Origin of the sequence: Pseudonocardia sp. NPDC049154 (genome assembly GCF_040648315.1) — a bacterium.
Classification (GTDB): domain Bacteria; phylum Actinomycetota; class Actinomycetes; order Mycobacteriales; family Pseudonocardiaceae; genus Pseudonocardia.
Map to the genome: position 1 here is coordinate 1 of NZ_JBEZDN010000163.1, position 15,954 is coordinate 15,954.

The 15,954-nt window shown below is 75.4% G+C and carries 17 protein-coding genes; 9 read left to right on the forward strand and 8 right to left on the reverse strand.

Annotation, left to right across the window (positions count from 1 at the left end):
* The coding region (locus AB0B41_RS39330; RefSeq protein WP_358212124.1) for a hypothetical protein at window positions 1–1,585 on the forward strand (1,585 nt) is incomplete at its 5' end.
* Between the two features lie 97 nt (window positions 1,586–1,682).
* Here AB0B41_RS39330 and AB0B41_RS39335 read toward each other — a convergent pair.
* Window positions 1,683–2,177: a 2'-5' RNA ligase family protein gene (locus AB0B41_RS39335; RefSeq protein ID WP_358212125.1), complete on the reverse strand. Its 495-nt coding sequence runs from the start codon at window positions 2,175–2,177 to the stop codon at window positions 1,683–1,685.
* Window positions 2,178–2,209: 32 nt separating this feature from the next.
* Window positions 2,210–3,127, reverse strand: coding sequence for an A/G-specific adenine glycosylase (locus tag AB0B41_RS39340; RefSeq protein WP_358212126.1), 918 nt, complete (start codon window positions 3,125–3,127; stop codon window positions 2,210–2,212).
* A gap of 144 nt (window positions 3,128–3,271) precedes the next feature.
* On the opposite strand from AB0B41_RS39340, the gene AB0B41_RS39345 reads away from it, so the two are divergent.
* Window positions 3,272–4,135: a hypothetical protein gene (locus tag AB0B41_RS39345; RefSeq protein ID WP_358212127.1), complete on the forward strand. Its 864-nt coding sequence runs from the start codon at window positions 3,272–3,274 to the stop codon at window positions 4,133–4,135.
* Here the strand turns inward: AB0B41_RS39345 and radA are convergent.
* Window positions 4,116–5,528, reverse strand: a complete 1,413-nt coding sequence (gene radA / locus AB0B41_RS39350; protein ID WP_358212128.1) for a DNA repair protein RadA — start codon at window positions 5,526–5,528, stop codon at window positions 4,116–4,118. The genes AB0B41_RS39345 and radA overlap by 20 nt on opposite strands.
* Before the next feature lie 32 nt (window positions 5,529–5,560).
* Window positions 5,561–6,163 carry a copper chaperone PCu(A)C gene (locus tag AB0B41_RS39355; RefSeq protein ID WP_358212129.1) on the reverse strand — a complete coding sequence of 201 codons (603 nt, stop codon included), beginning with the start codon at window positions 6,161–6,163 and terminating at the stop codon, window positions 5,561–5,563.
* 230 nt (window positions 6,164–6,393) lie between these two features.
* On the opposite strand from AB0B41_RS39355, the gene AB0B41_RS39360 reads away from it, so the two are divergent.
* The 3 genes from AB0B41_RS39360 to ispF all read left to right on the forward strand — a co-directional run bounded on the left by AB0B41_RS39360 (window position 6,394) and on the right by ispF (window position 8,140).
* Window positions 6,394–6,885: a CarD family transcriptional regulator gene (locus AB0B41_RS39360; RefSeq protein WP_037045267.1), complete on the forward strand. Its 492-nt coding sequence runs from the start codon at window positions 6,394–6,396 to the stop codon at window positions 6,883–6,885.
* Between the two features lie 71 nt (window positions 6,886–6,956).
* A complete protein-coding gene (ispD, locus tag AB0B41_RS39365) occupies window positions 6,957–7,673 on the forward strand; it encodes a 2-C-methyl-D-erythritol 4-phosphate cytidylyltransferase (RefSeq protein WP_358212130.1) in 717 nt (238 codons plus the stop codon).
* Window positions 7,670–8,140, forward strand: a complete 471-nt coding sequence (gene ispF, locus AB0B41_RS39370; protein ID WP_358212131.1) for a 2-C-methyl-D-erythritol 2,4-cyclodiphosphate synthase — start codon at window positions 7,670–7,672, stop codon at window positions 8,138–8,140. Before ispD ends, ispF begins: the two co-directional genes overlap by 4 nt.
* 55 nt (window positions 8,141–8,195) lie before the next feature.
* Here the strand turns inward: ispF and AB0B41_RS39375 are convergent, their stop codons facing one another.
* Complete coding sequence (locus tag AB0B41_RS39375) at window positions 8,196–8,630, reverse strand: VOC family protein (RefSeq protein ID WP_358212132.1); 435 nt, start codon at window positions 8,628–8,630, stop codon at window positions 8,196–8,198.
* 97 nt (window positions 8,631–8,727) lie between these two features.
* Between AB0B41_RS39375 and cysS the strand changes: the two genes are divergently transcribed.
* Genes cysS through AB0B41_RS39390 form a run of 3 tightly spaced genes read left to right on the forward strand, consistent with a single transcriptional unit; the run spans window position 8,728 to window position 11,948 of the window.
* On the forward strand, window positions 8,728–10,137 hold the full coding sequence (gene cysS / locus AB0B41_RS39380; RefSeq protein ID WP_358212133.1) for a cysteine--tRNA ligase: 1,410 nt from the start codon (window positions 8,728–8,730) through the stop codon (window positions 10,135–10,137).
* A gap of 17 nt (window positions 10,138–10,154) precedes the next feature.
* The gene (gene rlmB / locus AB0B41_RS39385; protein WP_358212134.1) at window positions 10,155–11,117 is read left to right on the forward strand and encodes a 23S rRNA (guanosine(2251)-2'-O)-methyltransferase RlmB; all 963 of its coding nucleotides are present in this window, start codon (window positions 10,155–10,157) and stop codon (window positions 11,115–11,117) included.
* Between the two features lie 54 nt (window positions 11,118–11,171).
* Window positions 11,172–11,948, forward strand: a complete 777-nt coding sequence (locus tag AB0B41_RS39390; protein WP_358212135.1) for a maleylpyruvate isomerase family mycothiol-dependent enzyme — start codon at window positions 11,172–11,174, stop codon at window positions 11,946–11,948.
* Window positions 11,949–11,955: 7 nt separating this feature from the next.
* Here AB0B41_RS39390 and AB0B41_RS39395 read toward each other — a convergent pair whose 3' ends face one another.
* The 3 genes from AB0B41_RS39395 to AB0B41_RS39405 are packed head-to-tail and all read right to left on the reverse strand — an operon-like array spanning window position 11,956 to window position 14,605.
* Entirely contained in the window at window positions 11,956–12,798 is an 843-nt protein-coding gene (locus AB0B41_RS39395; protein ID WP_358212136.1) for a metal ABC transporter permease, read from the reverse strand.
* The gene (locus tag AB0B41_RS39400) at window positions 12,795–13,622 is read right to left on the reverse strand and encodes an ATP-binding cassette domain-containing protein (protein WP_358212137.1); all 828 of its coding nucleotides are present in this window, start codon (window positions 13,620–13,622) and stop codon (window positions 12,795–12,797) included. The genes AB0B41_RS39395 and AB0B41_RS39400 overlap by 4 nt, the downstream gene beginning before the upstream one ends.
* A gap of 11 nt (window positions 13,623–13,633) precedes the next feature.
* Window positions 13,634–14,605, reverse strand: a complete 972-nt coding sequence (locus AB0B41_RS39405) for a zinc ABC transporter substrate-binding protein (protein ID WP_358212138.1) — start codon at window positions 14,603–14,605, stop codon at window positions 13,634–13,636.
* A gap of 125 nt (window positions 14,606–14,730) precedes the next feature.
* On the opposite strand from AB0B41_RS39405, the gene AB0B41_RS39410 reads away from it, so the two are divergent.
* Complete coding sequence (locus AB0B41_RS39410; RefSeq protein ID WP_358212139.1) at window positions 14,731–15,834, forward strand: LacI family DNA-binding transcriptional regulator; 1,104 nt, start codon at window positions 14,731–14,733, stop codon at window positions 15,832–15,834.
* Window positions 15,835–15,954: the final 120 nt, after the last annotated feature.

The window sequence follows — 15,954 nt, forward strand, 5'->3', positions numbered from 1 at the left end:
GGTCGACGCGCGGCTCGACCGTGCCGCGGCGGAGCTGGCGCTCGGGGACCGCGACGGCGCCCGTGTGCAGCTCGCGGGCGCGCGCCGGATGCTGCTCGGGGTCCGCACCGAGGACGGCCGTGACACGCTCCGGGCCCGGCACGAGTCCCTGGCGCGCGCGGCCACCGGCCCGAACGCGGTCGCCCCGGCGCCCGCGCAGCAACGCCCCGTCCAGCCCGACCGTGTTCCTGCCCGCGACGCGCCGCCCCCGAAGACACCGGGCCGGTCGACGCCCTCGTCCGTGGACCCGCAGCCGGGGCCCGGCCCCGGGCGGCAGGACCGCGAGCGGCCGCGCCCGACCGGGAACGCGGACCCGCAGCACCCCGCGCCGGGTGGGCGACCGGTGACGTGGCACGCCGAACGCTCGAACCGCACCGACGGCGGACGGGCCTCGAGCAGGCCGGCTCCGCAGCAGCACCAGGAGGTCCGCGCCACGCACCCGACGCCTGCGCCGCAGCACCAGCCTGCGCCGCAGGGGCGCCGCGACGAGGACGGCACGACGCGGGCCGACCCGGCGCAGAAGCACCGCGAGGGCCGCGGGACGAACCGGGCCGACGCGCCGCAGGAGCGTCGCGAGGTCCGCGACCGGTCCGACGTCGTGGCGGGCACCCGCGCGTCGGCGCCGAACGCCCCGGACACGCGGCCCGAGAGGTCCGACGGCGGGCTCCGCGACCCCCGCGCCGATTCGCCGCCTCCGAGCGGCGGCCGGGCCCGGGAGTCGGACCGGGCGCGGACGGAGTCGTGGCAGAGCGAGAACGGTGACCACAAGGCCGGCCGGCAGGATCCCGGCGACCGGCCTGCCCGGACCGAACGCGACGCCGTGGACAGGAGCGACGGGCGGAACCCGGCACACGGGGACGACTCCGCCGCCCGGCCCGACCGGCCACGTGACGACCGGGCCTCGTGGCGCTCCGACGAGCGGCGCAGGGCCTCCGACGAGGCCCGCGACCACCATCGAGACACCGCGCGGACCGAGGCGACGGACCGTCGTCACGACGAGGCGAGCGCCCGGGCGCAGCAGGAGCGGCGGCCGGCCGACGGGCCCGGCGACCGGACGGCGCGGTCGGACGGGCAGCGGAACCACCGCGAGGACCGGTCTGCCCGGACGGCGACCGAGACCCGCTCCGACGCCCGCTCCGGCTCGGCGGACCACTCCCGGGCCCGCTCCGAGTCCGACAACCGCTCGAACTCCGCGGGCCGCTCCAACTCCGGGGGCCACTCGAACTCCGCGGGCCACTCGAGCTCGGGGAACCGCTCGACCTCCGGGAGTCGCTCCGAGTCGGGTGCGAGCGAACACCGCTCGAACTCGGAAAACCGCGACCAGCACGGCGACTCCGGCCGCAGCGGCGAGGGCTCCGGTGTCTCCGTCGGCTCCCCGGACGAGCTCGCCGTCGACCCCGCCGTTCGCGAGGGCGGGCGGGACGGGACGGACCCGACCGCCGGGCCCGACCGGCGCGGGGTCGAGGGGTCCCGCGACGGTGCGGGCCCGGCGGCGGGACCGGACGACGAGGGCGACGACACCCTTCTGCCTGCTCCGCCCGAGTGACGTGACCTGCGGTGCGCAACGCACACCGGAGCCGCACGGCCCTCCCTCGGCCCCGCCAGGACGGCGGCATCCGATGTGGAGCGGAGCACGAGTCCACTCAGGCGAACAGGGGCTCGCTCGACCCGTCCCGGGTGTCGGCGATCTCCACGCCCTCGATCGCGGCCCGGACAGGGCGGACGGGGTGCAGGATCGTGAACGCGTCGGCCGGCCGCTCGTGCGCCAGCACGACGTGCGGGAGCCACGCGCCCGGCAGGTAGGAGCCGAAGGGCGAGCGCACCTTGCCGGCCAGCGCGTCGTGCACCGCGCTGTGCACCGCGAGCAGCTCGGCGTCGACGATCGCGGAGAGCACCAGGTCGTCGTCGTGCCCCGCGACCGAGCCGAGGGTCGGCAGCCAGAGCGAGGGCAGGCTGAGCCCGCGCAGGGCCTCCGTGAGCTCGACGCGCGCGGCGGCCGGGATCTGCGCGGCGGCGGCGAAGGTGACGGTCGGGATCTCGTGCGGGACGCGGAGGCCCTCGGTGCGGAGCCGGTCGCGGAGCTCCACCACGCGCTCCTCGGCGGCCATGTCGAGCCGGAAGCGGACGATCTGCGCCATCGAGCTCCTCGTACCCAGGGACCTTCGCGCGGTCAGTCTGTCGTATCCGCGGCCGTGCCGCCCAGCGCGAAGCGGCCGTCCGCGGTCTGTTCGGCCAGGCCGTCGACCAGCAGGGAGTCCAGACAGCGGTCCCGCTGCGCCCCGTCGGCCCAGACGGCGTCGAGCGCGGCCTTGGGCACCGGGTGCTCGGCGGCGCGCAACACGTCCATCAGTCTGCCGCGCACCTGGCGGTCCGTCCCCGCGAAGCCCTGGACCGGACGGCGGGGCCCGGTGTACTCCGGCCGGCCCGCCGCCACCCACGCGCACTCCGCCCGGACCGGGCACGCCGCGCACCGCGGCGACCGGGCCGTGCACACCACGGCGCCCAGCTCCATCAGAGCGGCGGAGACGACGGCGGCCTCGGCGTCGTCCCCGGGCAGGAGGGCGTCGACGTCCGCCAGATCGGCCTTCGTGCGGGCGGGGCCGGCGTCGCCCGCCCCGTGGACGGCCCGGGCGACCACCCGCCGGACGTTCGTGTCGACGACCGGGGCGCGCAGCCCGTACCCGAAGGCGGCGACGGCGCGGGCGGTGTAGCTGCCCACACCGGGCAGGGCCTCCAGTGCCGCGACGTCCGACGGCACCCGGTCGCCGTGCTCGGTCGCGATGGCCTGGGCGGCGGCGTGCAGCCGCATCGCGCGGCGCGGGTACCCGAGCTTCCCCCAGGCGCGGACGACCTCGGCGCGGGACTCGGCGGCGAGCGCCGAGGGCACCGGCCACTGCTCCATCCACCGCCTCCACACGGGCTCGACGCGCGACACCGGCGTCTGCTGGAGCATGAACTCGCTGACCAGGACACCCCAGGGGGTGGTGCCCTGGCGCCGCCAGGGCAGGTCGCGGGCGTGCGCCCGGAACCACTCCGCGGTGCGCACACCGAGCCCGGCCGGGACGGGGCGGTGCAGCACGGAGGTCACGCCGCGATGGTCGCACCGCCGGTCAGGGGGCCGCGCGACCGGGTGGGTGATCGCCCGATACGGTCCCCCACACCGGTGGATCCGGCGCGCCGCGCCGCGCGAGATCCTGCGACGTGTAGTAATCACGCATCTACTCTGCGTGACATGTGGGAGCCGGTGGGACCGCTGCCCGCGCACGTCTACTGGAAACGGCGCTGGCTGGCGCTCGTGTCCGTCATCGCGTTCTTCGTCGTGATCGGCTTCTCCGTCGCCGCGCTCACCCGCCCCACCCCGACCCCCGGCCCCACCGACGAGGTCACCAGCCGCGCGGCCAACAGCTCCGCGCTGCCGTCCGGCTCCTCGGCCGCCTCCGGCGCCCGGTCGACCGACGCAGCCCTCGACCCGACGACGGGGACCTCGTCGGCCGTGCCCTCCGACGACGCCCCGCTGTCGGCCACCGGCGTGCCGATCGGCACGTCCGCCCCCGGCACCACGACCTCGGGCGGGACCTCCGCGGCCTCGGCCGAGGGCGGCCCGGTGAGCACGACCGACGAGTCGAAGCGCCCCGACGACACCCCGCGCGCCTCGGTGCCGGTGCCGCCGACCGAGCCCGCGCCGCCGACCGGGCCGCCGCCCTGCACCAACGACATGATCGCCGTCGGGGCCGAGATCGACGCGCCGCAGCACAAGGTCGGCGACCGTCCCGAGCTGCGGCTGACCGTGGTCAACATCAGCAACCAGGCCTGCGTCCGCGACCTCGACGGCGCCCTGCAGGAGATCGTCGTCTGGGACCGTCCGATCACGACCCGGCTGTGGTCGAGCAACGACTGCGTCAACCCGTCCACCCAGGACCTGCGGACCCTCGTGCCCGGCCAGCCCGTGGCCTTCGAGGTGACCTGGTCGGGGCTGTCGTCGAACCCGGGCTGCACGGCCGCGCGGACCCGGCTGCCGTCCGGCGACTACACGCTGCTGACCCGTGTCGCGGACAAGATCAGCGGCCCGACCTACTTCACGCTGACGCCCGCCTGATCCGCGCCAGCACCTGGGACACGTCCGAGACCTCGGTGACCTTCATGCCGGTGCCGGTGCCCGCGTCGCTGTCCGGCGGCACCAGCGCGTGGGTGAAGCCGAGCCGGGCGGCCTCGGCCAGCCGCCGGCGCACCCCGGAGACCCGGCGCACCTCGCCGGCCAGGCCCAGCTCGCCGAGGACCACGAGGTCGGGCGGGAGGGCGACGTCGTTCTTCGCGGAGGCCACGGCCATGGCCAGGGCGAGGTCCGCCGCCGGCTCCGTGACCTTCATCCCGCCGACCGTGGCGGTGTAGACCTCGGAGTCCTGCAGCCGAACCCGGCCACGCCGCTCGAGGATCGCCAGCAGCATCGCCACCCGCGAGCTGTCCAGCCCGCTCACGGCCCGCCGCGGCGTGGGCATCGACGACGACGCGACCAGCGCCTGGACCTCGGCCAGCAGCGGGCGCCGCCCGTCCATGACGACGGTGACCGCGGTCCCCGGCACGACCGACGCCTGGGTGGCCCCGAACCGGGCCAGGAACAGCCCGGAGGGGTCCGGCAACCCGACGATGCCCTCGTCCCGCAGCTCGAAGCAGCCCACCTCGTCCGCCGGCCCGAAGCGGTTCTTCACCCCGCGGACCATGCGCAGGGTGGAGTGCTTGTCGCCCTCGAACGCCAGCACCACGTCGACCAGGTGCTCGAGCACGCGGGGACCGGCGATGTTGCCGTCCTTCGTGACGTGCCCGACGAGCAGGACGGGCAGCCCGCGCTCCTTGGCAAGCGCGGTGAGCGCCACGGTGACCGCCCGGGTCTGCGTGACTCCGCCGGGCGAGCCGTCGACCTCCGGCGAGGTCATGGTCTGCACCGAGTCGACGATCAGCAGGTCGGGCCGCAGCGCGTCGACGTGCCCGAGGATCGACGAGAGATCGGACTCGGCGGCCAGGAACAGCCGCTCGTGCAGCGCGCCGGTGCGCTCGGCCCGCAGCCGGACCTGGCCCGCGGACTCCTCGCCGGTGACGTAGAGGACCGAGCCGCCGCGCAGGGAGGCCGCCGCCTGCGCCGCCACCTCGAGCAGGAGCGTGGACTTGCCGACGCCCGGCTCGCCGGCGAGCAGCACCACCGCACCGGGCACCAGTCCGCCGCCCAGGACGCGATCCAGCTCGTCGACCCCGGAGGGCCGGGCCCGGGCGGAGTCGAGGGCGACCTCGGCGATCGGGCGGGCCGGGGTGCTCGGCGCCCCCGCCGCGACCCGGCGCAGGCCGCCGCCGGCGGTCGCGGCGCGGGCGGGCTCGGCCTGCTCGCTCAACGTGCCCCAGGCCTGGCAGCCGGGGCAGCGCCCGACCCACTGCGCGGCGCGGTGGCCGCACTCGCTGCAGACGTACGAGCTACGGGCGGCGCGCGTCCTCGTGGTCATGGGTGGTCAGCGCGCGCCGCGGGGCCGGGTGGTCAGTGGCCGCCCTCGGCGGCACCCTCGGCCGGGGCCTCGTCCTGCCGCGGCGTGGTCGGGTTCGCCACCGGCAGGTCGACGGTCAGCGGGCCGGCCTTCTCGAAGACGAGCGTGAGCGGGTAGGTCCGCCCGGCCACGATGTCGTCCCGAAGGCCGGCGATCTCCACGGTGACCCGCTTGGCACCCGGGATCGCGGCGGCGTCCCCCTCGTCGCCCGCGACGAGCGGGAGCTGCGGGGCGAGGACCTGCTCGCCGGTGACGACGACCTGCGTGCCGGCCTCGCTCGAGGCGGAGACGAGCCGGTCGGCCGCCCCGCCGTCGTTGACGATCACCATCTCGACGAGGGCCCGGCCGCCCTTCTGGTAGATGGCGCCGGTCGGCGCGAGGCCGGTCGGCCAGGCGATCTCCGCGTTGCGGACCGCCACGTCGCCCACCACGCCGCCGGTGCCGCCGACGGCGGCGACCTGCTCGGCGGTCTGGGCGACCTGGCCCGCACCGCAGCCGGACAGCAGGAGGGCGCCCAGGGCGGCCGTGCCGGCGGCCAGGACCTTCCACGCGCCCGGGCGCGTTGCGGAGCGTCGGGGGGAGGTCGCGCGGCTCACGGTTCGGGTGTCCTTCCTGACGGCCGGTCGTGCGGGTGCAGCCTAGTCGCCGGGTCCGACAGTCCGTGCACTCGGCTCTCACCAGTCGCTCCCGTGCACCCCCGCGTACCCGCGTCTGCACGTTTTACGCCCGTTGTCAACCCCGTGACCTGCGACGATGTCCCCTCCCGTCGCACGGGGGACGGGTCGGGCGTGTTAACCTGGGTGCAGCGAAAGGGGCCAGAGGACACATGGTTTTCAAGGTCGGAGAGACCGTCGTCTACCCGCACCACGGTGCCGCTCTCATCGAGGCGATCGAGACCAGGACGATCAAGGGCGAGGAGCGCAAGTACCTCGTCCTGAAGGTCGCCCAGGGTGACCTGACGGTTCGCGTTCCCGCCGAGAACGCAGAGGTCGTGGGCGTTCGCGATGTCGTGGGCCAGGAGGGGCTGGACCGGGTGTTCGAGGTGCTGCGCACCCCGCACACCGAGGAGCCCACCAACTGGTCGCGCCGGTACAAGGCGAACCTGGAGAAGCTCGCGTCGGGCGACGTGAACAAGGTGGCCGAGGTCGTCCGCGACCTCTGGCGCCGAGAGAAGGACCGCGGCCTGTCCGCCGGCGAGAAGCGGATGCTGGCCAAGGCCCGGCAGATCCTCGTCAGCGAGCTCGCGCTGGCCGAGGGGACGGACGAGGAGCGGGCCGAGGCCCTGCTCGACGAGGTGCTGGCGACCACCAACGCCTGACCTGCCCCGCGATCGGCACGGTACGGCCCCATGGCGTCCTCGGCACGGTCCGCGCACCGGCGGGCGTCGCGGTGAGCGTCGCCGCGGTCGTGCCCGCGGCCGGTTCGGGCACCCGCCTCGGCGCGGGTGCGCCCAAGGCCTTCGTGCCGCTGGCCGGTGTGCCGATCGTGGTCCGGGCCGTCGACGGGCTGCTGGCCTCCGGCGCGGTCGACGAGGTGCTGGTCGCCGTGCCTGCGGATCTGCTCGATCACGCGCGGGCGCTGTTCGCCGGTCGCCCCGTCACCGTCCTGGTGGGGGGCGGCGAGCGCACGGCGTCGGTGCGCCTCGCGCTCGACGTGCTGGCCGGTCCCCACGGCTGTGAACGACCGGGGGGACCCGCAGGTGACGGGCCTCCGGAGGTCGTGCTGGTGCACGACGCCGCCCGGCCGCTGACCCCGCCCGCGCTGGTCGCGGCCGTGGTCGCGGAGGTGCGGGCCGGGCACCCCGCGGTCGTCCCTGCTCTCCCGCTGGCCGACACGGTCAAGCGGGTGGGAGTGGCCGCCGCGGTCGAGGCCACGGTCGACCGGTCGGAGCTGCGGGCCGCCCAGACCCCGCAGGGCTTCGCGTGGGAGACGCTCCGGGCGGCCTACGAGAAGTCCGGTGTGGACGCCGTCGCCACGGACGACGCCGGCCTGGTCGAGCGGCTCGGCGAGCCGGTCGTCACGGTGCCGGGCGATCCCGCGGCGTTCAAGGTCACCACGCCCTGGGACCTGCGGATCGCCGAGCTGCTGCTGGAGGAGAAGGCGTGAGGACCGGGATCGGCACGGACGTGCACCCCGTCGAGCCCGGGCGGCCCTGCTGGATCGCCGGGCTGTGGTGGGAGGGCGTCGACGGCTGCGCCGGCCACTCGGACGGCGACGTCGCATGCCACGCCCTCTGCGACGCCCTGCTCTCCGCCGCCGGCCTCGGCGACCTCGGCGCGGTGTTCGGCACCGGCCGGCCCGAGTGGTCGGGCGCGAGCGGCGTCGCGCTGCTCGCCGAGGTCCACCGGCTGCTCACCGCCGAGGGCTGGCGGGTCGGCAACGCGGCCGTGCAGGTGATCGGCAACCACCCCAAGATCGGCACCCGCCGGGACGAGGCGCAGAAGGTGCTGTCCGAGGTCGTCGGCGGGCCGGTGTCGGTCTCCGGCACCACCACGGACGGGCTGGGGCTGACCGGCCGCGGCGAGGGCATCGCCGCGATCGCCACCGCCCTCCTCCTCCCCGCCACCGATTGAGCGAGCGGCACTCTCGCTCATTCCTGGTGAGCGAGAGTGCCGTTCGCTCCTGCGGTCACTCGGCGAACATCGCCTTCGTCCGCTCCTCGACCTCCGCGGGCGTGAGGTCCTCGGTCTTCTGCGCGACCATCCACTGGTGGCCGAAGGGGTCGGTGAGCCGCCCGCCGCGCTCGCCGTAGGGCTGGTCGGCCACCGGGAACCGCACCTCGGACCCGCCGGCCAGCATCGCGTCGGCCACGGCGTCGGCGTCGTCGACGTAGAGGGCGAGGATCGCCGAGCCGCCGCCGTCCGGCGGGGCCGGGTCGTACTCGTCGCCGTCCTTGACCGCCCACCGCGCCGGGCCGGCCCGCAGCAGCGCGTGCACGACGGCCCCGTCGGGAGTCGCGTACCGCTCGACGAGCTCGGCGCCGAACGCCGCGCGGTAGAAGGCGATCGCCGCGTCGGCGCCGCGGACGGGCAGGCGGGGGTAGAGCTGCTCGATGCGTGTCATGCCGCCCAGCGTGCCGGGACGGCCGTCCGGCGTCTTGGAGAAATGTGATGCAGCCCTGCCGCACCTCCCGGACCAGGGCGTCCGTACCCTGGTATGGGTGAGCGTCCGACTCTTCGACACCCTGACCAGGAAGCAGCGTGACTTCGTCCCGCTGCGGGCCGGAGCCGTGTCGATGTACGTCTGTGGCGCCACGGTGCAGGGACTGCCCCACATCGGGCACGTCCGCAGCTCGCTGAACTACGACGTGCTGCGGCGCTGGCTCGGCCATTCCGAGCCCGGTCGCGAGGGGCTGGACGTCACGCTCGTCCGGAACGTCACCGACATCGACGACAAGATCCTGCGCAAGGCGGCCGAGGCCGGCCGGCCCTGGTGGGAGTGGGCCGCCACGCACGAGCGCGCCTTCGCCGCGGCGTACGACGCGCTGGGCTGCCTGCCCGCGTCGCTCGAGCCGCGGGCGACCGGGCACGTCACGCAGATGGTCGGGTACATCGAGCGGCTGATCGAGGGCGGGCACGCCTACGCCGCGGGCGGGGACGTCTACTTCGCCGTCCGTACCTTCCCGGACTACGGGCGGCTGTCGGGCCAGAAGGTCGACGACGTCGCCCAGGGCGAGGGCGAGCAGAACGCCAAGCGGGATCCGCTGGACTTCACGCTGTGGAAGGCCGCGAAGCCGGGCGAGCCCTCGTGGCCCACGCCGTGGGGCGAGGGCCGGCCGGGCTGGCACCTCGAGTGCTCGGCCATGGCCACGACCTACCTCGGCCCGGAGTTCGACCTGCACGGCGGCGGGCTCGACCTGGTGTTCCCGCACCACGAGAACGAGCGCGCCCAGTCCTGCGCGGCCGGGGACCCGTTCGCGCGGTACTGGCTGCACAACGCGTGGGTCACCATGGGCGGCGAGAAGATGTCGAAGTCGCTCGGCAACACGCTGTCGATCGACGCGCTGCTGCAGCGGGTCCGCGGCGTCGAGCTGCGGTACTACCTCGTCGGCCCGCACTACCGGTCGGCGATCGAGTACTCCGACGCGGCGCTGTCCGAGGCGGTCGCGGCCTTCCGGCGGATCGAGTCCTTCCTGCACCGCGTCGGCGAGCGGGCCGGTGCGCCGGGCCTGACCGACCGGGTGCCGGCGGAGTTCGCCGCCGCGCTCGACGACGACCTGGGCACGCCCGGCGGCCTCGCCGTGCTGCACACCACGGTCCGCGAGGGAAACGCCGCGCTCGACTCCGGCGACAGGAAGACGGCGACCGCGGCGGCCGAGTCCGTCCGCGCGATGGCCGCGGTGCTCGGCGTCGACCCGCTCGACGCGCACTGGCGTACCGGCGACCGGGGCGACGAGGCCGCGCTCGGTGCGCTGTCCTCGCTCGTGGAGGAGCTGCTGGAGCGCCGCCAGGCCGCCCGCAAGGCGAAGGACTTCGCCGAGGCGGACGCGCTGCGCGACCGGCTGCTCGCCGCGGGCATCGCCGTCGAGGACGGCGCCGACGGCCCCTCGTGGTCGCTCAAGAACGCCTGAATCAAGAGACAGGGATCATGGCCGGCAACTCCAAGCGCCGCGGTGCGGTGCGCAAGGAAGGCACGAAGAAGGGCGCCGTCGTCGGCTCCGGGGGCCAGCGCCGCCGAGGGCTCGAGGGCAAGGGCCCGACGCCGCCCGCGTCCGCGCGCAAGGGGCACCCGGCCCAGCGCCGGGCGGCGGCGAAGGACCGCCGCGCTGCCGCGGGCACGCGCGGCCGGCGGCCCCAGGACGGCGACGTCCCGGAGACCGTGCTCGGGCGCAACCCCGTGCTGGAGTGCCTGCGCGCCGGGGTCCCGGCCACGGCGCTGCGCGTGGTCGTCGGGGCGACGTCGGACGAGCGGGTGGCCGAGTCGGTGCACCTCGCCGCCGACCTGGGCCTGTCGATCCTCGAGGTCGAGCGCACCGAGCTGGACCGGATCTCCGGCGGCGCGCTGCACCAGGGCATCGCGCTGCAGATCCCGCCCTACGAGTACGCGCACCCGGACGAGTTGCTCGAGGCGGCGTCGGAGTCCGGGCAGCCGGCGCTGATCGTCGCGCTCGACGGTGTGACGGACCCGCGCAACCTGGGCGCGGTCGTGCGGTCGGTGAGCGCGTTCGGCGGGCACGGGGTGGTCGTGCCGCAGCGCCGCTCGGCGGGCATGACGGCGGTGGCCTGGCGGACGTCGGCGGGCACGGCCGCGCGGCTGCCGGTCGCCCGTGCCACCAACCTCACCCGCACGCTGCGCGAGTACGCGCAGACCGGGCTGATGGTGGCGGGCCTCGACGCCGAGGGGGACGTCTCGCTCGACGAGTTCGACCTGGCCACGGACCCGCTGGTGATCGTGACCGGCTCGGAGGGCAAGGGTCTCTCCCGGCTCGTCCGCGAGTCCTGCGACGTCACGGTCTCGATCCCGATGGCCCGCGAGGTCGAGTCGTTGAACGCCTCGGTCGCCGCCGGCGTGGTGCTGGCCGAGGTCGCGCGGCGCCGCCGCCTGGGCTGAGGCCCGGAGACGCTCCGCACTGTGTGCGGCGGCCCGATCGTCCACACTGTCCGTGTGAGCAGGAACGACACGTCCGAGACCCTCCCGTGGATGCGCGCGGGCACCGAGCACCTGCTCGCCGTCGTCGAGGGGATCCCGGACGCCGAGCTGACCGCTCCCAGCGCCCTCCCCGGCTGGAGCCGCGCGCACGTCGTGGCCCACGTCGCGCGCAACGCCGAAGCCCTCGTCCGGCTCGCGACCTGGGCCCGCACGGGCGTCGAGACGCCGATGTACCCGAGCCCGGAGGCCCGGGCCGCCGAGATCGAGGAGACGTCCGGTCGGCCGCCGGGGGTGCTGCGGGCGGAGCTCGCGTCCACCGCCCGTGAGCTCGACGAGGCGCTCGGCGCGCTCACCCCGGAGCAGTGGGAGGCGACGATCCGCAGCGCCCAGGGCCGCGAGATCCCGGCCACCCAGATCCCGTTCCTGCGGATCCGCGAGGTGTGGATCCACGCCGCCGACCTCGGCACCGGTGCTTCGCTCGCGGACCTGCCCGCGGGCGTCGTCGACCTGCTGCTCGACGACGTCACGGCCACCCTGTCCGGCCGGCAGGGCTGTCCCACGCTCCTGCTCGCACCGACCGACCGCGAGCGGGTGTGGCAGCTCGGCGACCCGGGCGTGACCCCCGCGCCGGTCGCGTCGGGCCCCGGCGAGTCGATCCCGGCGGAGTCGGCCCCGCTGGGCGAGATGGAGACGACGACGGCGCCCGCCCTGGACATCGTCGGCTGGCTGACCGGCCGGGCCCCGGCGAGCGTGCTGCCCGGTACCCCGCCCGAGCTGCCGCGCTGGCTCTGACCGCTCCTCAGGCGGCGCGCACGCGGCCGCGGACCCGGCCGACGAGCCGGCACACCAGGTAGGCCAGGAACGCGATCGTGGCGACGTAGCCGGAGATCGGCAGGCCCGGTGCGAGGCTCAGCAACGTGCCGCCGAGGAGCGACAGCTCCGCGATCCCGATCGCCAGCATCGTGGCGGCCAGCGGGTTCGAGGTGACCCGCGCGGCCGCGGCGCCCGGGATGATCGTGACCGAGAGGACGAGGATCGCGCCGACGATCGGCACGGCCAACGCCGTGGTCAGGGCGACGAGGACGGCGAACAGCGGCGACAGCACGCGCGTCGGCACCCCGCGGGCCACGGCGACGTCCGGGTCGGCGCTGGCGAACAGCAACGGCCGGTAGACCACCGCGAGGGTCGCCAGCACCACTATCGTCACGCTGACGAGAACGGCGATGTTGCTGGAGTCGACGGACACGATCGAGCCGGTGAGCAGGCCGAACTTGTTCGACGCCCGGCCTTCGTAGAGCGCCAGCAGCAGCACCCCGAGACCCAGCCCGAAGGCGAGCACCACACCGATCACGGAGTCGCGCTCGCGCTGGCGCAGCCCGAGCACACCGAACACCAGCCCGGCGACCACCGCCCCGACGACCGCCCCGACGCTCACCGAGATCCCGACGAGCAGCGCCGCGGCCCCGCCGGTGAAGGCGAGCTCGGCCGTGCCGTGCACCGCGAACCCCATGCCGCGCGCGACGACGAGCGGGGCCAGCGCACCCGCCACCAGGCCGAGCAGCGCGGCGGCGACGAAGGCGTTCTGCACGAACGGCAGGCCCAGCAGCTCCCCGACACCCTCGAACCCGAACAACCGGCTCACGTCACGGACTCCAGCGCGTCGTGGTGGGCGTGCTGGTCCTCGGCGCCGACGACCACGAGCCTGCCCTGCACCCGCACGACCTCGACGTCCGTCCGGTACAGCTCCGAGAGCGTCTCCGAGGTCATCACCTCGTCCGGCGTGCCGATCCGGAACCGGCCACCGACCAGGTAGAGCACCCGGTCGACGAGCGGCAGGATCGGGTTGATCTCGTGCGTCACGAACACGACCGCGGTGTCCGCCGCGCGCCGGCGCTCGTCGATCAGCCGGCTGACCGTGCGCTGGTGGGCGAGGTCGAGGGAGAGCAGCGGCTCGTCACACAGCAGTACGCGCGGATCGCCGACCAGCGCCTGGGCCACGCGCAGCCGCTGCTGCTCGCCGCCGGAGAGCCGGCCGACGGGGGAGCGGGCGTACGAGGTCGCGCCCACCGCCTCGAGCGCCGCGGCCACCTTCCGCCGCCGCTCCGCGCGACCGCGCAGGCCCGGACCGAACCGGTGCCCGTCGAGCCCCAGCCCGACGAGGTCGGCGCCGCGCAGCGGCATGTCCTCGGCCAGCGCCTTCTGCTGCGGGATGTACCCGATGCCGCCCCCGCCGCGCCGGGCCGGCTCGCCGGCGATCCGGACCTCCCCGGCGTCGAGCGGCTGGAGGCCGAGCAGGACGCGCAGCAGCGTGGTCTTGCCGGAGCCGTTGGGCCCCAGGACCGCCAGGAACTCGCCGGGCCGGACGTCGAGGTCCAGCCCCTCCCACAGCACCCGCCTGCCGAACGCGACCCGGGCGTCCCGCAGCGCGACCGCCGAGGGGGGCGCCGTCGGGGGTGTCGCGGTCATGACCTCATTGTTCACGCCGCTCCGTTCAGGGCGCCCGCCAGGGCGTCGAGCTGGGTGTTCTGCCACGCGACGTAGAAGCCCACCCCGTCGGGCAGCGTCTCGCTGACCTCGACGACCGGCACGCCCTTGGCCTTCGCCGCGTCCTCGACCTTCTGCGTGGACGGGCTCTCGGTCTGGCTGTTGACGACCAGCGCCGTCACCGGGTCCGGCCCCTCGACGACCTCGAGCGTCGACGCCAGCACCGCCGCCGCCGGGTCGGTGCCCTCCTCGACGGCCTCGCTGAACTCCTCGGGCGTGGCGTTCTGCAGGCCGGCGGCCTCGGTGAGGTAGAGCGGCACCGGCTCCGTGACGGCGATCCGCTGACCGGAGTGTCCGGCCTTGATCGCGTCGACCTTCTGCTGCAGCCCGTCGAGGTCCGTGCCGAACCTCTGCGCGTTGGCGGTGAAGGTCGCGGCGTTGGCGGGGTCGGCCGTGCCCAGGTCCTTCGCGATCTCGTCGGCGACCTTCCGCACGGTCGGCAGGCTGTACCAGACGTGCTCGTTGAACTCGCCGTGGTCGTGGCCGTCGCCTTCCGCGTGGCCGGCCTCCGGGGCGCCGGGCAGGCCGGAGAGCTGCACGGCGTCGATCACCGTGGCCTTCGTGCCGGACGACTCGACGAGGCGGGCGGCGAAGTCGTCGTAGCCGCCGCCGTTGACCACGACGAGGGCCGCCCGGGCGACGGTCGCGGCGTCGGCGGGCGTGGACTCGTACTCGTGCGGGTCGGCGTTCGGCGAGTCGATCAGCGACGTGACCTCGACGAGGTCGCCGCCGACGGCGGAGGCGATGCTGCCGTAGACGTCCGTCGAGGCGACGACGGCGACCTTCCCGCCCGCGGCGGAGGTCGGGGCGGCCCCGGTGCCGCCGGCGTCGGATCCCGAGCCGCAGGCGGCGAGGGAGACCAGGCCGGCCGCGGCCAGGAGGGTGGTGGCGAGGCGCGTTCTCATCGTGGGGTCGTGCTCCGTATCAGGCTGTGCGCATGGTTTTATTGAAAACCGTTGTCACTTCACTCTAGCGGGTGGTGGCAGGCCGGGCTACCGACCGCCCACCAGGGGCGGCTACCTTTCGTGACATGACCGGTTCACCCCACGTCAGGCGGCCGGCGACGCTCGCGTCGCTCGCCGCGGAGCTGGGCGTGTCCCGTACCACCGTCTCGAACGCCTACAACCGCCCCGACCAGCTCTCCGCGCCGCTGCGGGAGAAGGTCCTCGAGGCGGCGCGGCGGCTCGGCTACCCGGGCCCGGACCCGGTGGCCCGCTCGCTGCGCACCCGGCGCGCCGGCGCCGTCGGCCTGCTGCTCACCGAGGCGCTCTCCTACGCCTTCCGCGACCCGGTGGCCACCGGCTTCCTCGAGGGTCTGGCGCTGGCCTGCGAGCAGGCCGGGCAGGGCCTGCTGCTCGTCCCGGTCAGCCCGGAGCACGCCGACGTCGCCGCGGTGCACCAGGCGGGCGTCGACGGCTTCGTCGTCTACTCCGTCAGCGAGGACGACCCGCACTTCCGCGCCGTGCTCGAGCGGCCGGTGCCCACCGTGGTCTGCGACCAGCCCGTCGGCGTCGAGGGCGTCGACCGGGTCGGCGTCGACGACCGCGAGGGTATGCGCGCACTCGGCGCGCACCTGACCGCGCTGGGGCACCGCAAGATCGGCGTGCTGTGCATGCGGCTGGGCCCGCTGCGGCACGACGGGCCGGCCGACCTCGTCCGGCAGGAGAACACCTCCTACCCCGTGCAGCGCGAGCGCATCGGGGGGGTGCGGGACGCGCTGGTCGACGCCGGCGTCGACTGGTCCGCCGTGCCCGTCGTCGAGCGGTTCGAGCACAGCCCCGAGGCGGGGGCGTCGGCCGCGCGCGAGCTGCTGGCCTCCTACCCGGACGTCACCGCGCTCGTCTGCACCTCGGACGTGCTGGCGATCGGCGCGCTCCAGCACGCCGCCGAGGCCGGGATCGCGGTCCCGGACCGGCTCACCATCACCGGGTTCGACGGCGTGCCGGAGGCCGAGCGGGTCGGCCTCACGACCGTGCGGCAGCCCGTGCGCCGCAAGGGCCAGGTCGCCGGGGAGCTGCTGCTGCAGCGCGGCGAGCGCAACAAGCCCAAGCAGATCGTGCTGCCCACCGAGCTCGTCGTGGGTTCCACCAGCGGCCCCGCCACGCAGACGGAGAAGTTCTTCTCGGGCTGGTGACCCGTGAGTGCCCACTGCCCCTAGATGTAGCGACCCATCACGTTGTTGACAGGTCGTCCGGCGTGGCGGCTTGATCGAGGGGAGGGCCTCCGGGAGGAGTGGGTGTGTCTGACGCACCGA